Below are 15,805 nucleotides of genomic sequence, written 5' to 3' on the forward strand. Positions count from 1 at the left end.
GCGGACGTCCTTCCTTCGGAGCTCGTCGTCATCATGCACTCAGCACGAACGTCTCGTGCGTCCCTAGCTGTAGGTAAGGTACTCGGCGACCGTCTCGGCGTCGATGTGCGGCGTCTCGTTGAACGTGTGCAGGTAGCGGGCTGCCTCGGCGACCACGACGCGGGTCACGGCGCAGTTCTTCATCTGGAGCTGTACGTTGATCATCTGCTCCAACGGCGCGCCGAGGAGCGACACGATGGTGAGTGAGATCGGCCCGCCGGACGAGACGGCGAGCACGGTGCCGTGGCCGGCGGCCGCCATGGTGTCGAGCGCGCCGTGGACGCGCTCGCGGAACTCTGGGAACGGCTCGGGCACGCCGTCGAGCTCGCCCGCCTGCCACATCAGCACAGTCTCGCGCAGCGTGCGGAAGTGCGCCCGCCGGTCCACGTTGTATCCCGGCGGTCGCGTGTCGCCGAACCGGGCGTCGAGCAGCGACCTGAAGTCGAACTCGTTGAGCCCCGGCAGGACATCGGCGGAGCCGCCGAGGGTCTCGGCGATCCCCTCCATGGTCTCGCGGTGCCGTCGCTGGGCGCCCATGAAGAGCGCGTCGGGCCGCGTGCCGTGCGCCTTCAACGCCAGGCCGAGGGCGCGGGACTGGCGATGGCCGCGCTCGGACAGGACGTCGTAGTCCGCCGCGCCGAAGGAGGCCTGGGCGTGGCGGACAAAGATCAGCTCCGGCAAGCCGTCACTCCGCGGCCTGCTGCTGCTGGTTGGTGTAGCGCTTCAGCTCCGCGCGGGCGACCTGACGGCGGTGCACCGCGTCCGGCCCGTCGGCGAAGCGAAGCGTCCTCAGCTTGGTCCACATGTGGGCGAGCGGGGTGTCCTGGCTGACGCCCGAGCCGCCGTAGACCTGCATCGCCTCGTCGACCACCTTGGTCGCCATCAGCGGCGCGACGACCTTGATCTGGCTGATCCAGGGCTGCGCGGCGCGCGTGCCCACCGTGTCCATCATGTAGGCCGCCTTGAGGCACAAGAGGCGCGCCATCTCGATCTCCATGCGCGCGTTGGCGATGATGTCATAGTTCGCGCCGAGCTCGACGATGGGCTTGCCGAAGGCTTGCCGGGTGAGCGCGCGGCGGCACAGGAGCTCCAGCGCCTTCTCGGCCTGCCCGATGGCGCGCATGCAGTGGTGGATGCGGCCCGGTCCGAGGCGGCCCTGCGCCACCTCGAAGCCGCGTCCCTCGCCGAGCACCAGGTCCTCGTGCGGCACGCGCACGTCGTTGAAGCGCAGGTGCATGTGGCCGTGCGGCGCGTCGTCGTTGTTGAACACCATCATCGGCCGCAGCACCTCGACGCCCTCCGCGTCCCGCGGGACGAGGAACATCGAGTGGCGCTCGTGCTTCGCCCCGTCGGGGTTGGTGTTGCCCATGACGATCATGAGCTTGCAGCGCGGGTCGCCGGCCCCCGAGGCCCAGTACTTCTCGCCGTTCAGCACCCAGTGGTCGCCGTCGCGCACCGCCGACAGCGAGATCTGCGTCGCGTCGGAGGAGGCGACGTCGGGCTCGGTCATGACGTAGGCGGAGCGGATCTCGCCTTCGAGCAGCGGCTTCAGCCAGCGCTCCTTGTGAGCATCGTTGCCGTAGCGCTCGAGCACCTCCATGTTGCCGGTGTCGGGCGCGGCGCAGTTGAACACCTCGGCCGCGATGCCGACCTTGCCCATCTCCTCGGCGAGGTAGGCGTACTCGACGGTGGACAGGCCGTAGCCCCGCTCCGAGTCGGTGAGCCAGAAGTTCCAGAGCCCGCGCTCCTTGGCCTTGGCCTTGAGCCCGCCCAGGATCTCGAGCTGACGGTCGGTGTGCTTGAAGCGATCGCCCGAGGGATGCTTGCCCACCTCGCGGTGGAACTCCGCGTCGAGCGGAGCGATCTCGTTCTCGACCATCTCGCGAACCCGCTCGACGAGGGGCTTCACGCGGTCCGACATGCCAAGGTTCATGGGCTCTCTCCTTCAGCGATGCGGAACGCACCGCGCCTGTTCTGGTCCGGTCGCGTCGGCCGGCGCGACGACGTTAGCGCGCCGGCCCCCTCCGCGTCGCCCTCCACGGCATCGCGGCTAAAGGACCTCGAAGAGGCCCGCCGCGCCCATGCCGCCGCCGACGCACATGGTGACGACCACGTGCTTGGCGCCCCGCCGCTTGCCCTCGATGAGGGCGTGGCCGACCATCCTCGCGCCCGACATGCCGTAGGGGTGGCCGATGGAGATCGCCCCGCCGTCGACGTTCAGGTTCTCGTTGGGGATGCCGAGGGTGTCGCGGCAGTACAGGACCTGGACCGCGAACGCCTCGTTCAGCTCCCACAGGTCGACGTCGTCCACGGTGAGGCCGTTCTTGGCGAGCAGCTTGGGCACCGCGTAGATCGGGCCGATGCCCATCTCGTCCGGCGCGCAGCCGGCGACCGCCATGCCGATGTAGCGGCCGAGCGGCGTCACGCCGCGCCGCTCCGCCTCCTTCGCCTCCATCAGGACCGCGGCCGACGCCCCGTCGGAGAGCTGGCTCGCGTTGCCGGCGGTGATCGTGCGCCCGTCCTTGATCTTCTGCCCGTTGATCGGCACCGGCGGCAGCGAGGCGAGCGCATCGAGGGTGGTCTGCGGCCGGTTGCCCTCGTCGGACTGGAGGTTGACCTCGCGGTCGGAGACCTCCTTGGTCTCCTTGTCCATCACCTTCATGGTGGTCGGGAACGGCACGATCTCGTCGTCGAACCTGCCGTCGGCCTGCGCCTGCGCGGTGCGCTGCTGGGACTGGAGCGCGTACTCGTCCTGTGCCTCGCGCGAGACGTTGTAGCGCTCCGCCACGGTCTCCGCGGTCTCCAGCATCGACATGTAGATCTCGGGGATCTTGCCGACGAGCTCTGGATCCTGGGCGCGGTAGCCGTTGCGGTGGTCGTTCTGCACCAGCGAGATGGACTCCAGCCCGCCGCCGACGGCGATGTCCATGCCGTCGTGGAGGACCTGCTTGGCGGCAGTGGCGATGGCCATCATGCCGGAGGCGCACTGCCGGTCCATGGACATGCCAGCGACGGTGACCGGCATGCCGGCGGAAAGCGCCACCTGGCGGCCGACGTTGTAGCCGCTCGAGCCCTGCTGCAGCGCGGCGCCGATGACGACGTCCTCGACGTCGGACGGCTCGATCCCGGCGCGACGGATCGCCTCGGCCACCACGTGACCGCCCAGTCGCTGGGCCTGGGTGTCGTTGAACGCGCCGCGGTAGGCCCTGCCGATGGGCGTCCGGGCGGTGGAGACGATCAGGGCTTCGCGCATCGGGTCCTCGCTTCCTGTGGTGCGCCCGTGGCGCATTTGCTGTCGGTGCGCCCGTGGCGCAGTTGCAGATCCTTCGGGTGGCGCGTTCGAGCGGCCTCGACGCACCAAGGACGCGTCCCCTAGCGTGGCCTCACGCCATGCCCCTGTGCCGGGCGACCTCGGCGGCGTGGTAGCCGTAGTCGCCGAGCCACTCGGCGCCGACGCGGGCGCGCTTCATGTAGAAGCCCATGTCGAAGTCGTCGGTCATGCCGAAGCCTCCGTGCATCTGGACGCCCTCGACGACGGCAAGGCGCGCCGTGTCGGTGGCACGCGCCTTGGCAAGCGAGACCGCGAGGCCCGCGTTCTGCGGGTCGGAGTCGAGCATCCGGCCGGCGTTGGCAATGGCCGAGGCGGTCACCTCCATCTCGCACCACAAGCGAGCGGCGCGGTGCTGCAGGGCCTGGAACGCGCCGATGGGCTTGTCGAACTGGCGGCGCTCCTTGAGGTAGGAGACCGTCATGGTGAACGCGCCGGCCGACAGCCCGGCCATCTCCGCCGCCAGGGCTGCCTGCCCCGCGCGAAGCGCCGGTTCAAGGGCGGCCAGCCCGTCGTCCTGGTCGCCGACGACGTCCGCCCCCGTCGCCTCGACGCCGTCGAAGTCGAGCGTCGCACGGTCGCGCGCGTCGATGGAGCGCCCCGGCGCGGCGCGGACGCCGGCGCGGGCGCGTTCCACATCGAACAGCGTCAGCCCAGCTGCCTCCCCCGGCGTGCCGGACGTGCGGGCGAGCACCAGGATGCGGTCCGCGCTGGAGCCGTGGTCGACGAACGTCTTGCGCCCGCTCAGCCGGTAGCCGTTGCCGTGCCGCGCCGCCTCCATGGCGGTGGCGCACGGCGCGAACTTCGGCCCCTCGTCGACGGCGAGCGCGTAGGTCAACTCTCCCGCCGCGATCGCCGCGAGCCGCTCGGCGCCGCCGCTCGCGTGGCGCAGCGCCGTCGCCGCCATCACGGCGGTGGACAGGAACGGCGCCACCGCGAGCGTCCGCCCCATCTCCTCGGCGAGGATGCCGGCCGCGCGATGGCCCATGTCGGAGCCGCCGCGCTCCTCCGGGGCGAGGACGCCCGCCCAGCCCATGCGCGCCATGTCGCCCCACAGCTCGGGGTCGGACGTGCGGCCCTCGTCGCGCATCCGCCGCAGCCGCGACACCGGCGCCGCCTCGTCAAGGAAGCCGCGGGCAGCCTCGCGCAGCAGACCCTCGTCCTCGGTCGGCGCGAGGTTGACGACGGTCAAGCCGGCAGCTCCAGGATACGCCGCGCGATGATCGTCAGCATCACCTCCGACGTGCCGCCCTCGATGGAGTTCGCCTTGGTGCGCAACCACTCGGGGGCGAGCGCGTCGGCGCCGTCCCAGTCCGTCGCCTCGCTGCCGCAGGCGGCCATCATGATCTCGTAGCGCCGCTTGTTGAGCTCGGTCCCCATCACCTTGATCATCGAGGACGCGTCGCCGATCCCGTGCCCCGCCTCCGCCTGGTCCTTGTAGCGCTCGGTCGTCAGCGCGAAGGCGAGCGTGTCGACCTCGGCGCGCATGGCGTCCGCGCGGATGATGGGGTCGTCGAGGACGCCGCCGTCGGCGAGCACCGCGCCCAGCGCGCGCCCGCCGAGGAGGCCGCGCATGCCGCCGCCGATCATCTCGCGCTCGTGGGTGAGAAGGTACTTGGCGATGTCCCAACCGCGGTTCAGCTCGCCGACGAGGTTCTCCTTGGGGACGCGGACGTCGGTGAAGAACGTTTCGCAGAACGGCGACTTGCCGGAGATCAGCTTGATCGGGCGCGTGGTGACGCCGTCCGAGGCCATGTCGATGAGCAAGAACGAGATGCCCCGATGCTTGGGCGCCTCGCGGTCGGTGCGCACGAGGGCGAAGATCGCGTCCGCCTGGTCGGCGTAGGAGGTCCAGATCTTGGAGCCGTTGACCAGCCAGTGGTCGCCGCGGTCCTCCGCGCGGGTCTGCACGTTGGCAAGGTCGGAGCCGGCGTTCGGCTCCGAGTAGCCCTGGCACCAGCGCACCTCGCCGCGCACGATCGCCGGCAAATGCTTGAGCTTCTGCGCCTCCGACCCGAACTTGAGGAGCGCGGGGCCGAGCATCCACAGCCCGAAGCTCTGGAGTGGGCTCCGGGCGCCGATGCGCGCCATCTCCTCGCGCAGCGCCTTCTCCTCGTCCCGCGTCAGTCCACCGCCGCCGTACGCCGCGGGCCAGCGCGGCGCCGTCCAGCCGCGCTCGGCCATCCTTGTCAGCCAGACGCGCTGGGCCTCGCTCTGGAAGCGCCACCGCCGCCCGCCCCAGCAGATGTCGTCCTCGTGGAAGCGCTCGCCGCGCATCTCGGCGGGACAGTTCGCCTCGAGCCATCCCGCCGCCTCAGCACGGAAGTCGGCGAGCTCGGCGCTCTCCTGTGGCATCGTCCCTATCCCTGACGCTATTTTGCGGTGCAGAATAGGGTTCCACCGTTACCTTGACAAGCAACGCGTTTTGCGGCTTGGGTCGCGGCATCGGGCTTCAAGATCCGACCGCGCAGCGCGCGGAACTTTAACGAACGACCGCGCATGATCGCGGGTTGTCGGGAGGACGTATGAGGAAGACCGCGCTCGCTTCGGCGGCGGCGTTGACGCTGTTCGCCGCGCCGGCCATGGCCCAGGACACGCTGAAGATCGCCTTCATCGAGGGCATGTCAGGGCCGTTCGCCAACGTCGGCGATCAGGCGCTCAAGCACTTCCTCTTCGCCATCGACGAGGTGAACGCCGACGGCGGCGCGGGCGGCAAGCCCATCGAGATCATCCCCTTCGACAACCAGACGAACCCGAAGGAGAGCCTCATCCAGTTCCAGCGGGCGGTGGACGAGGGGATCCAGTACATCACCCAGGGCAACGGCTCGTCCGTCGCCTCGGCGCTCATCGACGCGGTGGACAAGCACAACCAGCGCAACCCCGACGAGCCGGTGCTGTTCCTGAACTACTCGGCCGTCGATCCCGCGTTCACCAACGACCGCTGCTCGTTCTGGCACTTCCGCTGGGACGCCGATGCCGACATGAAGATGGCGGCGATCACCGATTGGCTCGCCAAGCAGGACGACATCAAGTCGGTCTACATCTTTGGCCAAGACTACTCGTTCGGCAAGGCGGTGGCCGCCGCCGCCGAGCGCATGATCGAGGAGAAGCGGCCCGACATCGAGATCGTCGGCAACGAGCTGCACCCCCTCGGCAAGGTGAAGGACTTCTCGCCCTACGTGCAGAAGATCATGTCCTCCGGCGCGGATGCCGTGATCACCGGCAACTGGGGCCAGGACATGGCGCTCCTCATCAAGGCGGCGGGCGACGCCGGCCACGAGGTGCCCTACCTCACGTACTACGGCGGCGGGCTCGGCGCGGTCACGGCCATGGGCGAGGACGCCGTCGGCCTCGTCAAGCAGGTCTCCGAGACCCACGAGAACGCCGACTTCGGCGCCGATCATGCCGCCAAGATGGACGAGTTCGAGGAGCGCTTCGCCCCGCTCGACTACTACTTCCAGCGCATCGACACGCTCGTGCGCATGTTCGACAAGGCGGTGGACGAGGTGGGCTCTGATGACCCGACCCAGGTGGCCCTCGCCCTGGAGGGGATGGAGCTCGAGACCCCGCTCGGCACCGTGGTGATGCGCGAGGACAACCATCAGGTCATCCAGCCGCTGCTCATCTCCACCCTGTCGGACGACGTGGAGCGGACCATCGAGGGCACGCCCTTCGGCTTCAAGACCGACCCCGACGGCGTGATCGAGGCGGATGCCACGCGCACCGAGACGACCTGCGAGATGCCGAACCGGCCGAACCCGAGCTGAGGCAGCACGGCGCCTCCCCCGCGCGGAGGCGCCGCTCGCCCTCGACCCGCTCCCCCCGGTGCCGTCGGGGGTCCAAACATGGGCCGGTGCGGTAAGCACCCGCGAACCCGTCGGCGGGGATGATGGAAACCTTAGTCTTCTCGCTGCTCAACGGGGTGACCTACGGGCTCCTCCTGTTCATGCTGTCGTCGGGGCTGACGCTCATCTTCTCGATGATGGGGGTGCTCAACTTCGCCCACGCCAGCTTCTACATGCTCGGCGCCTACTTCGCCTACACCATCGGCGCGACGACTGGCTTCTGGGTCGCGCTATTCATGGCGCCCATCGCCGTGGCGCTGCTCGGCGCGGCGGTCGAGCGCTACGGCCTGCGGCCGGTCCACAAGAACGGCCACGTGGCCGAGCTCCTGTTCACCTTCGGGCTCGCCTACCTCATCGAGGAGGTGGTCAAGATCGTCTGGGGCAAGAACTCGGTGCCCTACGGGATCCCCGACCTCCTGGACTTCACCGCCTTCACGCTGTGGGGCACGGACTATCCCGCCTACCGCATCTTCATGCTGCTCGTGTCCATCGGCATGCTGGGTGCGCTCTACCTCCTCCTCAAGAAGACCCGCGCCGGGCTCATCATCCAGGCGGCGCTGACCCATCCGGCCATGGTCGGCCACCTCGGGCACGACGTGCCGCGCATCTTCATGACGGTGTTCGGGATCGGCTGTGGGCTCGCTGGGCTCGCCGGCGTGATCGGCGGCAACTACCTGGTGACGGACCCCGCGATGGCGTTCTCCATTGGACCCATCGTGTTCGTGGTGGTGGTCATCGGCGGGATGGGCTCCCTCGCAGGCGCGTTCCTTGCCTCCCTGCTCATCGGCCTCCTGCAGACCTTCGCGGTCGCCATCGACGCGACCTTCGGCGAGCTGTTCGGCTGGGCAGGGCTCGGGGCGACGACGGAGGTCGGCTCGATCTCGATCTCCTCGCTCGCGCCGCTGCTGCCGTTCCTCCTCCTCGTCCTCATCCTGATGGTGCGCCCGCGGGGCCTGCTCGGAGATCGCGAGTTTTGACCGACACCGCCGTCCCCGTCGCGCTGGAGCCGACGCGCACGGAACGGTTCCGCGACAGCGTGCTACCGTTCATCGTGATGGCGGCGGTGCTCGTCGTGATCCCCGCGCTCGGGCCGTCGCGCACCTGGTACACGCTGCTCAACGCGATGGGCATCAACATCGTGTTCGCGCTCTCCTACAACATGCTGCTCGGCCGGGCGGGGCTCCTGTCGTTCGGCCACGCGGTGTACTTCGGCCTCGGCGGTTACCTCGCCCTCCACGTCATGGGTGCCATCGCGGACGGTGCGCTCGGCTTCCTGCCGGTATTCGCGCTGCCCCTCGTCGGGTTCGCCGGCGGCGCGCTCGCTGGGGCGATCTTCGGCTGGCCGTCGTGCCGGCGCGCCGGCGTGCCGTTCGCGATGATCTCCCTCGGCATCGCCGAGCTCGTCGCGGCGGGGGCGTTCATCTTCGTCTCCGTGTTCGGCGGCGAGGAGGGCGTCTCGAGCGACCGAATGAACGGGCCGGAGCTGTTCGGCCTCTCCCTCGGTCCCATCGACGAGGTTTACTGGTTCATCGCGTTCTGGACCTTCGCCGCGACGGCGCTGATGTACGCCTTCACGCGCACGCCGCTCGGCCGCATGTCCGAGGCCGTGCGCGACAACCCGGAGCGCGCCGCCTTCGTCGGCTACAACCCGCAGCAGGTGCGCTACCTCGTGTTCATCGCGTCCGGCGGCTTCGCGGGGCTTGCCGGCGGCATGGCGGCGGTGAACTTCGAGATCTTCACCCCGGAGTCGCTGTCGCTGATCCCCTCGGGCTTCGTGCTCCTGATGGCCTACATCGGCGGCATCCGCTACTTTGCCGGACCGATGCTGGGGGCCGTGCTCCTCACCTACATGCAGTCGAGCTTCTCGAGCTACTCGGAGGTGTGGCTGCTCTACCTCGGCCTCCTTTTCATCACGATCGTGATGTTCGCGCCTTCCGGGCTCGCCGGCATCCTTGTGTCCGCTTGGAACGGCGTGCGCGAGCCCGGCGCGGCCGGGCGCGTCCTCACCTGGCTCGAGATGGCGGCCGCGGCGATCATCACATTGGTCGGCATCGTCGTCGTGGTCGAGGTCGCGGTGCGCTGGTCGAACGGCTACGGCGAGGTGTTCGAGCCCTTTGGCCTCCACCTGCCCCACGGCAGCGTGCTGACCTGGCTGATCGCCTTCGCGTTCCTCGGCGTCGGCATCGGCTTCATGCGGTTCATCGTGGCGAGGCGCGCGGCGTGACGGCCGCGCTGGAGCTGCGCGGCCTGCGTAAGAACTTCGGCCCCGCCGAGATCATCCGCGGCGTCGACCTTGCCATCGAGAAGGGCGAGAAGCACGCCATCATCGGCCCCAACGGAGCCGGCAAGTCGACCCTGTTCAACCTCGTCTCCGGCCTGTTCCGGCCGACTTCGGGCGAGGTCCTGCTCGACGGCGAGCCGATCTCGGGGCTGCCCGCCTACGAGGTCAACCGGCGCGGCTTGTCCCGCTCGTTCCAGGTGTCCTCCGTGTTCGCCAACATGACGGTGCGCGAGAACGTGCGCTGCGCTGTGCTATGGTCGCTCGGCGAGCGCTATGCGTTCTGGCGCTCGGCCAGCGCCTCGCGCCAGGTGCAGGAGAAGACCGCCGACGTCCTCGCCACCGTCGGGCTCGCCGATAAGGCGCACCTGCCCGCCGCCCTGCTGCCCTACGCCGACCAGCGGACCCTCGAGATCGCCATCACCATCGGCGGCGGTGCCGAGGTCATCATGCTCGACGAGCCGACGGCGGGCATGAGCCACTCCGAGACCGAGCGCGCCGTCGCGCTCATCGAGAAGGCGACGCGCGGCAAGACGCTCCTCATCGTCGAGCACGACATGGGCGTGGTGTTCGGCCTTGCGGACCGCATCTCCGTCCTTGTCTACGGCGAGATCATTGCGTCGGGTCCGCCGGAGGCGATCCGCGGCGACCCCAAGGTGCGCGAGGCCTACCTCGGCGACGAGGACGCGGTGCTGGAGGCGGCCGGATGAGCGAGGCGAGCGTCGACGGGTCCGCCCGCGCCATCACGCCCGACGCCCAGCTGACGGCGGCGCTGACCACCGACACCTCGCGGGACGCGCCCGCCGCCCGGGACGAGCCGCTCCTCGTCGTGCGCGGGCTCAACGCGTACTACGGCAAGAGTCACGTGCTGCGCGGCGTCGACCTCGAGGTCGGTGCGGGCGAGGTCGTGGCGCTCCTCGGGCGCAACGGCGTCGGGCGGTCCACCACCGTCAAGGCGATCATGGGCGAGGTGCCGCCGGTCGGCGAGGTGCGCTTCAAGGGCGAGAGCATCGCCGGCAAGCCGAGCCACGAAATCGCGCTCGCCGGCCTCGGCTACGTGCCGGAGAACCGCGACATCTTCCCGATGATCACGGTGCGGCAGAACCTGCTCCTCGGCATCAAGGACACCCGAAACCCCGGCCGCTGGTCCGTCGACCAGATGCTCGACCTGTTCCCCAACCTCGCCGCTCGGGCCGACACCTCCGCCGGCGTCCTGTCCGGGGGCGAGAAGCAGATGCTCACCATCTGCCGCACGCTGATGGGCGACCCGGAGCTCATCATGATCGACGAGCCCACCGAGGGCCTCGCGCCCAAGATCGTCCACCAGGTGGGCGACCTCATGGCCGAGATCGCCCGGGCCGGCGTCGCGATCCTGCTCGTGGAGCAGAAGCTGTCCATCGCGCTCAAGATCGCCGCCCGCGTCTACGTCATGGGTCACGGCGAGATCGTCTACGCCGGCACCCCGGCCGAGTTCGCGACCCGCCGGGACATCCGCGAGGAGTGGCTCGAGGTTTGACGCCGTGGCCGAGCTCGAGACGCCGTCGGCAATCGCCCGCCTGCCGTGGCGGTGACGCCCGCGAGCCTCGCATGCTAGACGGTGTCCGAGTGGCGGCAGGGGGACGACGGTGAGGATGGTGACGACGGACGCCGACATCGCTCCATGACGCACGCCCGCTACGACACGATCATCGTCGGCGCCGGCTCGGCGGGCTGCGTCCTCGCCAACCGCCTGTCCGCCGACCCCGCGAGACGCGTCCTCCTCCTCGAGGCGGGGGGGCTCGACGCGGGCTTCTGGATCCGCCTCCCCATCGGCTACTTCCGCACGATGATGAACCCGCGCTACGCGCGGAGCTTCGCGACCGTCCCCTCCGAGGGTTTCGACGAGCGCGTCGTCCAGTGGCCGCGGGGCCGGGTCGTCGGCGGGTCGAGCTCGATCAACGGGCTCGTCTTCATGCGCGGCCAGCATGGCGACTTCGACCGCTGGGCCGAGCTCGGCGCGACTGGGTGGAGCCATCGTGACGTGCTGCCCACCTTCCGCCGGCTGGAGCGCTTCGACGGGCCGCCCAGCCAGGACCGCGGCGGCCACGGCGAGTTACCGGTGGCGCGGCTGCGCAACGACCATCCGTTCTGCCGCGCTTGGGTGGCGGCGGCGCGGCAGGCGGGCATGCCGCCGAACGAGGACTTCAACGGCGCCACCACGGAGGGCGTCGGCTCCTACCAGTACACCCTCGACGGTCGCTGGCGCGCGAGCGCGGCCCGGGTGTTCCTGAGGCCCGCGCTGTCGCGGCCGAACCTCACGCTCGTCACCGGGGCGGACGTCACGCGCATCCTCATCGAGGCGCGGCAGGGGGGCGCCGCCCGCGCCGTCGGCGTCGCGTGGTCGAAGGACGGGGAGGAGACGCACGCCCACGCCGAGGCCGAGGTCATCCTCTCGGCCGGCTCGCTCCAGTCGCCCCAGCTCCTCCAACTGTCGGGCGTCGGGCCGGACGCGCTGCTGCGCGGCCTCGGCATCCGCACCATCGTCGATCGGCCCGAGGTCGGCGGTAACCTGCAGGACCACTACCAGATGCGCACCATCGTGCGCATGAAGCAGCGGCGGTCGCTGAACGACGACGTGCGCAACCCCTACCGCCTCGCCGAGATGGGCGTCAGGTGGCTCGCGAGCGGCAGCGGCGCGCTCAGCGTCGGCGCCGGGCAGGTCGGCGGTGCGTGGTCGACGAAGCACGCCGACCCCGGCCGTCCCGACGTCCAATTCAACGTGATGCCACTGTCGGTGGACCGTCCGGGCGCCCCGCTTCACCGCTACTCCGGCTTCACCGCGGCGGTTTGGCAGTGCCACCCCGAGTCGCGCGGGCGCGTTGACATCGCGTCGGACGACCCGCGCGCCGACCCGCGCATCACGCCCAACTACCTCACCGCGGAGCGGGACCAGAAGACGATCGTCGAGGGCATCCGCTTCCTGCGGACGATCTACCGTCAGCCCGCCTTCCGTGACCTGTGGGACGAGGAGGTGGTGCCCGGCGCGGACGTGGACACCGACGAGGCGTTGCTCGCGGCGGCTCGGCAACTTGGCGGCACCGTGTACCACCCCGTGGGGACCTGCCGCATGGGGACGGACGGGGACGCCGTCGTCGACCCCGAGCTCAACGTGCGCGGCGTTCAGAACCTGCGCGTCATCGACGCCTCCGTCATGCCGTGCGTCACGTCCGCCAACACCAACGCGCCGACGCTGATGATCGCGGAGCGGGGCGCCGGGTTCGTCCTAGGCGCGCGTCAGTCCACGTCCACGGCGCCGTCCCTGCGCGAGCCCGCCTGAGGCGTCCAACGAACACGAAACGGAGGATCGAAGACCCCATGAAGGCCCTCACAGCCATGCTCCTCGCCTCGGTCGCGACGGTGGCGCTCGCCGTCCCCGCCTACGCGCAGGAGAACCCGTTCGACTGGCGCTCCGCGCCCGACAAGGACGGGCAGGAGACCATGCGCATCGGCCACTCCGTGAACATGGAGTGGTCGTCCCACACGGCGGTGCTGAAGCGCTTCGCCGAGCTCGTGCAAATCTACACCAACAACGCGATCAGGGCGGAGATCTTTCCGGGCTCCCAGCTAGGCGGCGAGCGCGAGATGATGCAGCAGGCGCGCCAGGGCGTGCTGCAGGTCACGCTGCCGGCCACCAACAACGCCGCCGCGCTGTCGCCGACGCTGAACGTGTTCGTGTTCCCCTACCTCGCGACCTCCACCGCGGAGGTGAACTGCCTGCAGGACAAGCTGACCCCCGTCATCGTCGACCGCGTCATCGAGGAGGCCGGCACGCGCATCGTCGGTTGGGAGAACTCGGGCTGGCGCGCGTTCTACTACAAGAGCGACGAGCCCATCGAGGAGCCGGCGGACATCGCCGACCTCAAGATGCGCGTGCCGCCGAACCCGATCATGATCGCCTCCTACGAGGCATGGGGCGGCAACCCGACGCCGCTCGCCTGGAACGAGCTCTACAACGCGTTGCAGCAGGGCGTCGTCGAGGGCGGTGACAACCCGGTGACCGACGTCATCGGCATGAAGTTCCACGAGGTCATCAACCGGATGACCAAGTTCAACTACACGATCCTGACCCATCCCATCATGGTGTCCGAGCGCTGGTTCCAGTCGCTGTCAGAGGAGCACCAGGAGGCGGTGTTGCGCGCGGGTCGCGAGGCGACGGACTACATCCGCTGGTGGCAGCCCCTCGACGAGGAGCGGTGGTGGGCTGAGGCCGAAGAGGCCGGCGTCGAGATCACGGAGATCGAGGACGAGACCGAGTGGATGGAGAAGGCCCGCGCCATCTGGCCGGACTACTACGACACCATCGGCGCCGACGGCGAGGAGCTCGTTAACCAGGCGACCCAGATGGTCGAGGAGTGCCGCGCCGAGCTCGAGGGCTAGGCGGCGCACCGCGGCCGACCGGCACGGTCGGCCGCTCGCCGGCGGTCGCTGCCGCGCGGTCGTGCAACGATCAGGCCTTCCCCGCTCAAGGATCCCGAACGAGTGCGTGCCTTCGGCGCCCGTCTCCTCTTCGCCTCGGCCGCGCTCCTGCTCGCGGGGATGGCGCTCTCCCTGTTCTTCCAGGTCGTCGCCCGCGAGGCCCGCCTCCCGGTGGACTGGACGGAGGAGCTGTCGCGCTTCGCCTTCATCGCGATGGTGTTCCTTGCGAGCGCCTACGCGACGCTGCGCCGGCGCCACCTGAGGGTCAGCGTGTTCTCCGACCTCGTGGCGCGCTGGGTCGGGCCGCGCCCGGTCGCGGCCTTCCACCTCGTAATCCTCGTCGCCTTCGAGGCCGTGATGGTCGTCTACAGCGCGCTCAACTTCGTGGAGGGGCTGCGTTTTGCGAACATCTCCCCCGCCATCGGCTTCAACCAGAACCACCTGTTCGTCGTCATGTCCGTCGGCTTCGCCGCCTCCGCGCTGATCAACGCGGCGGACCTCCTCGCCGTCCTGTCGGGCCGCTCGGACGGGCAGCTCGACGGTGGCCGCGCCGGTGCTGAGCGGTGAGCGACGTCGGCTGGGCGCTCGCGGTCCTCTTCCCGCTCCTCCTCCTCGTCGGGCTGCCGATCTACGCTGCGCTTGGCATCACCGGGCTCGCCGTCACCTGGCTCACCGGCACGCCGCTCCTGTTCGGCACGCAGTCGATCCTTAACGGGCTCGACAACTTCCCACTGCTCGCGATCCCCGCCTTCATCCTCGCCGGCAACCTGATGGAGGCCGGGGGCATCACCGGCGACATCATCCGCATCTTCCGCCGCGCGTTCGGGCACATCCCGGGATCCTTGGGGATCGTCACGATCCTGTCGTGCATGTTCTTCGCGGCGATCTCGGGCTCCGGCCCGGGCACCGTGGCGGCGATCGGCGCGATCATGATCCCGGCCATGATCCAGCGCGGCTACCCGGCGCCGTTCGCGGCCGCGACGTCGGCGACGGGCGGCACGCTCGGCGTCCTCATCCCGCCGTCGAACCCGATGATCATCTACGCGATCATCGCCAACGTCTCGGTGATCGACCTCTTCGCCGCCGGGATGCTGCCCGGCCTCATCGTCGGCCTGACGCTCGCGCTCGTCGCCTACCTCGTCGCCCGGCGCGCCGGCGCCGTCATGCAACCCATCGGCGACGAGGACGAGGAGACCGCCTCGGTGGGGCGGCTCGTGTGGCAGGGCAAGTGGGCCGTCTTCATGCCCATCCTCATCCTCGGCGGCATCTACTCGGGCATCTTCACTCCGGTGGAGGCATCCGTCGTCGCGGTGGCCTACGCGCTCGTCGTCTCCCTCCTCGTGTACCGCACGATGACCTGGCGGGGCCTCCTGCGCGCGTTCGACGGCGCAGTCCTGATGGGCGGCGCGCTGATGATCGTCGTCGCGACGTCCACGCTGTTCGCGCGGACGATCACGCTGGAGCGCATCCCCCAGGAGCTCGTCGAGGTGTTCGGCTCGGTGACGACCGAGCCGCTCGTCATCCTACTCATGATCAACGTGCTCCTCCTCGTCATCGGCACGTTCATGGAGACGATCTCCGCCATCATCATCCTGGCGCCGATCCTGGTGCCGCTGGTGCGCTCCTTCGGCATTGACCCAGTGCACTTCGGCATCATCTTGATCATCAACATCGAGATCGCGTTCCTGACGCCGCCCCTCGGCGTCAACCTGTTCGTGGGAGCGCAGATCGCCGGGGTATCCATCGAGCGCGTGTTCCGTGCCATCTTGCCCTTCATCGGGGCGCTCGTGGCCTTGCTGGCACTCATCACGCTGGTGCCGCAGCTCAGCCTCTTCGTCCCGTCACTCCTGCGCTGAGGAC

The 15,805-nt window shown here is 69.6% G+C and carries 14 protein-coding genes; 9 read left to right on the top strand and 5 right to left on the bottom strand.

The annotated features are described in order from the left end of the window. Positions 1 to 63 precede the first annotated feature (63 nt). The 5 genes from ACOOE8_RS04515 to ACOOE8_RS04535 all read right to left on the bottom strand — a co-directional run bounded on the left by ACOOE8_RS04515 (position 64) and on the right by ACOOE8_RS04535 (position 5,722). Positions 64 to 720 carry a histidine phosphatase family protein gene (locus tag ACOOE8_RS04515; protein ID WP_420393662.1) on the bottom strand — a complete coding sequence of 219 codons (657 nt, stop codon included), beginning with the start codon at positions 718 to 720 and terminating at the stop codon, positions 64 to 66. A 4-nt stretch (positions 721 to 724) separates the two neighbouring features. Next, positions 725 to 1,972: an acyl-CoA dehydrogenase family protein gene (locus ACOOE8_RS04520; RefSeq protein WP_420393663.1), complete on the bottom strand. Its 1,248-nt coding sequence runs from the start codon at positions 1,970 to 1,972 to the stop codon at positions 725 to 727. 117 nt (positions 1,973 to 2,089) lie between these two features. After that, complete coding sequence (locus ACOOE8_RS04525; RefSeq protein ID WP_420393664.1) at positions 2,090 to 3,292, bottom strand: acetyl-CoA C-acyltransferase; 1,203 nt, start codon at positions 3,290 to 3,292, stop codon at positions 2,090 to 2,092. A 130-nt stretch (positions 3,293 to 3,422) separates the two neighbouring features. Further along, positions 3,423 to 4,559: an acyl-CoA dehydrogenase family protein gene (locus ACOOE8_RS04530; protein WP_420393665.1), complete on the bottom strand. Its 1,137-nt coding sequence runs from the start codon at positions 4,557 to 4,559 to the stop codon at positions 3,423 to 3,425. Next, complete coding sequence (locus tag ACOOE8_RS04535; protein ID WP_420393666.1) at positions 4,556 to 5,722, bottom strand: acyl-CoA dehydrogenase family protein; 1,167 nt, start codon at positions 5,720 to 5,722, stop codon at positions 4,556 to 4,558. Before ACOOE8_RS04535 ends, ACOOE8_RS04530 begins: the two co-directional genes overlap by 4 nt. Positions 5,723 to 5,892: 170 nt before the next feature. Between ACOOE8_RS04535 and ACOOE8_RS04540 the strand changes: the two genes are divergently transcribed. The 9 genes from ACOOE8_RS04540 to ACOOE8_RS04580 all read left to right on the top strand — a co-directional run bounded on the left by ACOOE8_RS04540 (position 5,893) and on the right by ACOOE8_RS04580 (position 15,801). After that, on the top strand, positions 5,893 to 7,134 hold the full coding sequence (locus tag ACOOE8_RS04540) for a branched-chain amino acid ABC transporter substrate-binding protein (protein WP_420393667.1): 1,242 nt from the start codon (positions 5,893 to 5,895) through the stop codon (positions 7,132 to 7,134). A gap of 119 nt (positions 7,135 to 7,253) precedes the next feature. Then, the gene (locus ACOOE8_RS04545) at positions 7,254 to 8,189 is read left to right on the top strand and encodes a branched-chain amino acid ABC transporter permease (RefSeq protein ID WP_420393668.1); all 936 of its coding nucleotides are present in this window, start codon (positions 7,254 to 7,256) and stop codon (positions 8,187 to 8,189) included. Further along, complete coding sequence (locus ACOOE8_RS04550; protein WP_420393669.1) at positions 8,186 to 9,436, top strand: branched-chain amino acid ABC transporter permease; 1,251 nt, start codon at positions 8,186 to 8,188, stop codon at positions 9,434 to 9,436. Before ACOOE8_RS04545 ends, ACOOE8_RS04550 begins: the two co-directional genes overlap by 4 nt. Next, complete coding sequence (locus tag ACOOE8_RS04555) at positions 9,433 to 10,200, top strand: ABC transporter ATP-binding protein (RefSeq protein ID WP_420393670.1); 768 nt, start codon at positions 9,433 to 9,435, stop codon at positions 10,198 to 10,200. Before ACOOE8_RS04550 ends, ACOOE8_RS04555 begins: the two co-directional genes overlap by 4 nt. Next, positions 10,197 to 11,006: an ABC transporter ATP-binding protein gene (locus ACOOE8_RS04560; RefSeq protein WP_420393671.1), complete on the top strand. Its 810-nt coding sequence runs from the start codon at positions 10,197 to 10,199 to the stop codon at positions 11,004 to 11,006. The genes ACOOE8_RS04555 and ACOOE8_RS04560 overlap by 4 nt, the downstream gene beginning before the upstream one ends. A gap of 144 nt (positions 11,007 to 11,150) precedes the next feature. After that, the gene (locus ACOOE8_RS04565) at positions 11,151 to 12,806 is read left to right on the top strand and encodes a GMC family oxidoreductase (protein ID WP_420393672.1); all 1,656 of its coding nucleotides are present in this window, start codon (positions 11,151 to 11,153) and stop codon (positions 12,804 to 12,806) included. Between the two features lie 38 nt (positions 12,807 to 12,844). Next, entirely contained in the window at positions 12,845 to 13,906 is a 1,062-nt protein-coding gene (locus tag ACOOE8_RS04570) for a TRAP transporter substrate-binding protein (protein WP_420393673.1), read from the top strand. A 102-nt stretch (positions 13,907 to 14,008) separates the two neighbouring features. Then, on the top strand, positions 14,009 to 14,512 hold the full coding sequence (locus ACOOE8_RS04575) for a TRAP transporter small permease (protein ID WP_420393674.1): 504 nt from the start codon (positions 14,009 to 14,011) through the stop codon (positions 14,510 to 14,512). Further along, positions 14,509 to 15,801, top strand: a complete 1,293-nt coding sequence (locus tag ACOOE8_RS04580) for a TRAP transporter large permease (RefSeq protein WP_420393675.1) — start codon at positions 14,509 to 14,511, stop codon at positions 15,799 to 15,801. Before ACOOE8_RS04575 ends, ACOOE8_RS04580 begins: the two co-directional genes overlap by 4 nt. Positions 15,802 to 15,805: the final 4 nt, after the last annotated feature.

Origin of the sequence: Acuticoccus sp. (assembly GCF_965213555.1) — a bacterium.
GTDB lineage: Bacteria > Pseudomonadota > Alphaproteobacteria > Rhizobiales > Amorphaceae > Acuticoccus.

Coding starts and splice junctions, on each gene's coding strand:
- ACOOE8_RS04535 (WP_420393666.1), bottom strand. CDS start 5,722: ATGCCACAGGAGAGCGCCGAGCTCGCCGACTTCCGTGCTGAGGCGGCG.
- ACOOE8_RS04540 (WP_420393667.1), top strand. CDS start 5,893: ATGAGGAAGACCGCGCTCGCTTCGGCGGCGGCGTTGACGCTGTTCGCC.
- ACOOE8_RS04545 (WP_420393668.1), top strand. CDS start 7,254: ATGATGGAAACCTTAGTCTTCTCGCTGCTCAACGGGGTGACCTACGGG.
- ACOOE8_RS04570 (WP_420393673.1), top strand. CDS start 12,845: ATGAAGGCCCTCACAGCCATGCTCCTCGCCTCGGTCGCGACGGTGGCG.
- ACOOE8_RS04520 (WP_420393663.1), bottom strand. CDS start 1,972: ATGAACCTTGGCATGTCGGACCGCGTGAAGCCCCTCGTCGAGCGGGTT.
- ACOOE8_RS04525 (WP_420393664.1), bottom strand. CDS start 3,292: ATGCGCGAAGCCCTGATCGTCTCCACCGCCCGGACGCCCATCGGCAGG.
- ACOOE8_RS04565 (WP_420393672.1), top strand. CDS start 11,151: ATGACGCACGCCCGCTACGACACGATCATCGTCGGCGCCGGCTCGGCG.
- ACOOE8_RS04560 (WP_420393671.1), top strand. CDS start 10,197: ATGAGCGAGGCGAGCGTCGACGGGTCCGCCCGCGCCATCACGCCCGAC.